Genomic DNA, 4,974 nt, shown 5'->3' with positions numbered 1-4,974 from the left:
AATCCTCAAGGGAATCTCAAATCCGCCGTGGAGTGGCCTGCCTCAAGCCGTCTGGCTCGGCCCCAACTTGAGAAAAGCGTTCCGCAGGCGTGATCAGCCTTTACACTTTCAAATAAGCAGAAATAATAAGCAGAAATCGAGTATGCAGGAATTGCAGACACGCCGTTTGGGAGGTTTAACGGAATGAAGTTGGTGGAACTGCTGCGGGCGCTGCCGGAAGACTTGCACCTGCCGGAACATGGCGCACTGGAACGCGAAGTGACCGGGCTGGCGACCAACTCCCACGCCTGCAAGCCTGGTGATCTGTTCATTGGGATGCCGGGGACGCGGGTGGACGGGGGCGAATTTTGGCAGAGTGCGCTGGCGGCAGGGGCGATCGCCGCTGTGGTGTCCGAAAACGCTGTGCAGAAAAAACCGCCCACCGCCGACGACTGCATCATTCCCGTGGCGAATGTGGCGCAGGCCTCGGCGCGACTGGCGGCGGCGTTCTACGGCTACCCGGCCCAGGCGATGAAGCTGATCGGCGTGACGGGCACCAACGGCAAAACCACCACCACCCACCTGATCGAGCATTTTCTGGCGCAGGCGCAGTTGCCCGTAGCGCTGTTGGGCACGCTCTACACCCGCTGGCAAGGGCATCAGCAGACGGCGCTGCACACCACGCCCTTTGCGCTGGAGCTTCAGGGACAACTGGCGGCGGCAAGGGCAGCGGGGTCGGAATATGCCGTGATGGAAGTCAGTTCCCACGCGCTGGCCCAAGGGCGTGTGCTGGAGTGTCCCTTTGAGGTGGCAGTGTTTACCAACCTGACGCAGGATCACCTCGACTATCACAAAGATATGGAGGACTATTTCTCCAGCAAGGCGCTGCTGTTTAGCCCTGGCTATCTGCAAGGGCGGGCCGTGGTGAATCTGGACGACCCCTACGGGAAGCGGCTGGCGGCGGGGCTGGCGGGTCAGTCGGTGTGGACCTACAGCACGCAAGATTCTAGTGCGGATCTGTGGACGAGCGATCTGGTCTACGAGTCTGCGGGCGTGCGGGGCGTGCTGCATACGCCGCTGGGCGACGTGCCGTTTGTCTCGCCGCTGGTGGGCCAGTTTAATCTGGCAAATTTGCTGGCGGCGGTGGGTGCGGGGCTGCATCTGGGTCTGGATTTAGAGGCGATCGCCCAGTCCCTTTCCACCTTCTCTGGTGTGCCCGGCCGCGTCGAACAGGTGCAGGTGTCGCCCTCGCAGGATATCAGCGTGATTGTGGACTATGCCCACACGCCGGATAGTTTGGAGAACTTGCTGAAAGCGTCGCGCCCGTTTATCCAGGGGCGGATGATCTGCGTGTTTGGCTGCGGCGGCGATCGCGATCGCACCAAGCGGCCCAAAATGGGGGCGATCGCCGCTGAACTGGCGGATTGGGTCGTGGTCACCTCGGACAATCCCCGCACCGAAGACCCAGAGCGGATCTTGCAAGACGTGGTGGCGGGCATTCCGGCCAGCGTGAGTCCGACGGTGATGGGCGATCGCGCTGCCGCCATCCGCAAAGCCATCCTGGAGGCGCAGCCCGGTGACGGCGTGCTAATTGCAGGCAAAGGCCATGAAGATTACCAGATTCTTGGCACGGAAAAAGTTCACTTTGACGACCGCGAACAGGCTCGTGTAGCCCTGATGGAGCGGCTTTCGCTCAATCCTGCCTAGCCCCGAACATCCAGCCCAAAACATCCAGCCCAAAACATCCAGCCTAAATTAGCCCCAAAAATCTAACGCAAGAGGGTCGCCAAGCCATGTCCCAGCCCCCATACTCCTGATCATGAGCCTTTTCTTTAATAAACTGGAAATTAGCCAGAGCCATTGACTTAGGACTTACGCAGTTGGACGATTTCTCGCGGTCGCAACCCGCGAGAAATCATCCAAAACCCAAAAAGTTTAATCGCAAGTGCGTAAGTCCTAAGACTTATTCGCAATTGACCGATTCAACGTTAGGGAATTTAGACCGTGGGGCGCTGCTGCTCCGCTCTGGTTGGAGATGGCTCCGATTTGGTTGGAGATGCTCCAGTGCATCTAGTGCTTACCCCATAGAATTTCACCCCCATGAAATCGCCACGCTCCTCCGAAGCCTCGCTCTATGAACTAGCCCTCAGTTCTGAGCGTCCTCTGCATCCGCTCCAGGTTAGCCCCACGACGTTCAAGTCGATGCTGACGGCAATTCTCGATCTGCTGATCGAAGAACATTTGCCCGCGACGCTCTGGCTCAAGTTTCCCAAGGGCGACACCTGGGAGTCGGAAATTACTCGCTATTGCACGGCGGCGACCGCACCCTATACGCTCTATACCCTCGGCAATAGCCAGGGTGATTTGGCAGAGGCCGCAACGCCAGCATCTTCTGGGCATCTGTCGCACCTGGATCAGGTGTCTGATCTGACGGCTGCCGAACTGGCAGGCTTGGTAGACAGCCCCGCTGCGGATTCTCCAGTTTTGACGCATCAGCCGCAACCGACCTCGCTGAATGTGGCGGCCCAGTCTCAGCGCGTTGTTCTGCCGCTGGGAACCGAGAGCCAGTTTAAGCGGGAGTATCTGCTGCTGGTGATGACGGAGGAGTTTTGCGGACTGATCTTGGCCCATCGGCCGCGCTCGGTGCGCCCGTCCAAGCCAGATAGTAGCCCGCCGGAGCGGCCGCTTTGGCTCGAAGAGTTATCCCCCAACTCTGATGAAGACATAGAGCGGCGACATCCGCTGCTGGCGATTTATACGTTTGAATCGGACACGATTTGCCGGGTGCTGGAGGGCATTCATCAGGCGATCGCCCCTGCCGAGGCTCCTGAAGCGGTTCGGGCTGATTTGGAGTCTTTGGTGGCGCATTGGGAGGAGTGGGTGCTAACGGCTGCCAGCATTACGCCGAATACCCGCATTGTCGGGCAACTGCTGGCCAAGCAACTGCAAATTCAAGAAGAAATGTGGCACAGCACCGCGATTTATCGGCGACAGGCAGAAATCGCCACCGGCCTGCAAATGGAGAATGAGGAACTGCAAAACGCGATTCGCCTGAAGGACGAGTTTTTGAAAACCGTCGGGCAAGAACTGCGAACGCCGCTGGCCACGATGAAAACTGCGCTGAGCTTGCTCAATTCCCCCAGCCTGAAGCCGCCGCAGCGCCAGCGCTACATGGACATGCTGACCCACGAGTGCGATCGCCAGAGTTCGCTGATTACCAGCGTGCTAGAGCTGGTGCAACTGGAAAATATGGACGATACAGCGGTGACGCAGCCGCTGCGCCTGTCGGATGTGGTTCCGGGCATCGTCAGCACCTACCAGCCCCTCGCCCAGGAAAAGGGCATTTTGCTGGCTTACACGGTTCCGCAGGATCTGCCTGCTGTGTCCTGTACGGTTCCCTGGCTGCGGCAAATTTTGATTAACCTGCTGCACAACGGGATCAAATTTACTCAAAAGGGTGGCCGAGTGTGGGTGTTGGCAAAGCTACAAGGCGACTATGTGCAAATTGAAGTGCGCGATACGGGCATTGGCATTGCCGCCGCCGACATTCCCAAAATCTTTGACCGCTTTTATCGGGTGCGGCAGGCGGGCAGCGGCGAGGACTCTGGCGGTGCGGGGCTGGGTCTGTCTATTGTGCAGCAGCTTTTGCTCAAGTGCGGCGGCTCGATCTCTGTGAAAAGTAAGCCCGGTGAAGGGTCTACTTTCAATGTGTTGCTTCCGGTTTATCGATAGCTATTCACAGCTATAAATAGCTGTGAATAGCCGTCAATCGCTGTCAATCAAATTTGGGAATGAATCGGGAACCCATCCGCTTTGTGTCCGTCTATACTGCTAGACCCTACTAGACCCTAGCTTCTGAGATCCGGCCATGGTGACGAAACTCCGATTTTCTCGCTTGAAACCCCCATCTGGCGGGCGATCGCCCCGATGGATTAGGCTGCTAGTTCTGGGTGCGGTGCAGCTGACGGGCGTGGGGGCGTTTGCCCAGACCGCAAACTTTGGCTCCGCGACCTTGGCTCCTGGCTTTAGCGCAGATGCAGGGACTCTGCGCGGACAGACAGGCGGCAGCAGTTCCCTTCCAGGCATCGTCGCCAATCGCGACAAAGACGGCAACCTCTGCCTCGGCTTTGGGTCATCTACTCCAGATCACCTGATCACGCTCCAGGGCAACTTTTCTGCTCTGACGCTGCAAGTCAATAGCAACCGCGCCGTTTCTACGCTGGTTGTGCAGGGGCCCGGCAATGTCGTCCGCTGCGCCAGCGGCAACAATCGCGCCCCCAATGCCACGCTGTCGGGAACAGATTGGGCTGGTGGCACTTACCGTGTGTGGGTCGGCTCCAATGTTTCTGGGGAGCAGTTTAACTACACGCTGACGATTCGGGAGTAGGGTTCGAGGGCAGCAGGAGGAGGTTGGGGTGTTGGAGGGCTAAGCTAGGCTAGGTGCGCTATCCCTCCATCGCGTTCTTGAACCTTAAACCCAATGGCTCCTTGGCGATCGCCCCTTTCCCGCGCTCTGCATCTCAATCGTTCGCTCGTCTATGCCCGCTATGTGCAGCTTGCCACGGTGCGGCCAGACGGTCGCCCCGCCAATCGCACGGTGGTCTTTCGCGGATTTCTAGACCCCACCGATCAGCTCAAGTTCATCACCGACACACGCAGCGCCAAACCAGAGCAAATCGCCCAGCAGCCCTGGGGGGAGGTCTGCTGGTATTTTCCCAAAAGCCGCGAACAATTTCGCCTGCTGGGGCGGCTAACGCTGATCGATGAAACCCATCCTGATGAAGGTTTGCAACACGCTCGCCAGCAGCAGTGGCAGGCCCTCTCGGATGCAGCCCGCCTGCAATTTGCCTGGCCCCATCCCGCCCAACCGCGCCGCCCCGTGGCCGAGTTTTCGCCACCACCGCCTGACCCCGCCGCGCCGCTGCCGACGTTTTGCCTGCTGCTGCTGGCTCCTGCCGAAGTGGATCACCTGCAACTGCGGGGCGACCCCCAAAG

The 4,974-nt window shown here is 59.0% G+C and carries 5 protein-coding genes; all 5 read left to right on the top strand.

Annotated elements, in window-relative coordinates; translation table 11 throughout:
• On the top strand, positions 1-187 hold a 187-nt coding region (locus tag IGS51_RS21740), incomplete at its 5' end, for a hypothetical protein (RefSeq protein WP_297080921.1).
• Positions 184-1,686 (top strand): UDP-N-acetylmuramoyl-L-alanyl-D-glutamate--2,6-diaminopimelate ligase, encoded by a 1,503-nt coding sequence (locus IGS51_RS21735; protein WP_297080920.1) that lies wholly within the window; start codon positions 184-186, stop codon positions 1,684-1,686. The genes IGS51_RS21740 and IGS51_RS21735, both read left to right, overlap by 4 nt.
• Positions 1,687-2,079: 393 nt before the next feature.
• Positions 2,080-3,711, top strand: a complete 1,632-nt coding sequence (locus IGS51_RS21730) for an ATP-binding protein (protein ID WP_297080918.1) — start codon at positions 2,080-2,082, stop codon at positions 3,709-3,711.
• Between the two features lie 136 nt (positions 3,712-3,847).
• Positions 3,848-4,366 (top strand): hypothetical protein, encoded by a 519-nt coding sequence (locus tag IGS51_RS21725; RefSeq protein WP_297080916.1) that lies wholly within the window; start codon positions 3,848-3,850, stop codon positions 4,364-4,366.
• Between the two features lie 93 nt (positions 4,367-4,459).
• On the top strand, positions 4,460-4,974 hold a 515-nt coding region (locus tag IGS51_RS21720), incomplete at its 3' end, for an Npun_F5749 family FMN-dependent PPOX-type flavoprotein (protein ID WP_297080913.1).

The sequence above is a fragment of the Thermoleptolyngbya sp. M55_K2018_002 genome, assembly GCF_015295965.1.
GTDB classification, from domain to species: domain Bacteria; phylum Cyanobacteriota; class Cyanobacteriia; order Elainellales; family Elainellaceae; genus Thermoleptolyngbya; species Thermoleptolyngbya sichuanensis.
This window is presented reverse-complemented; position numbering and strand designations above follow the sequence as displayed.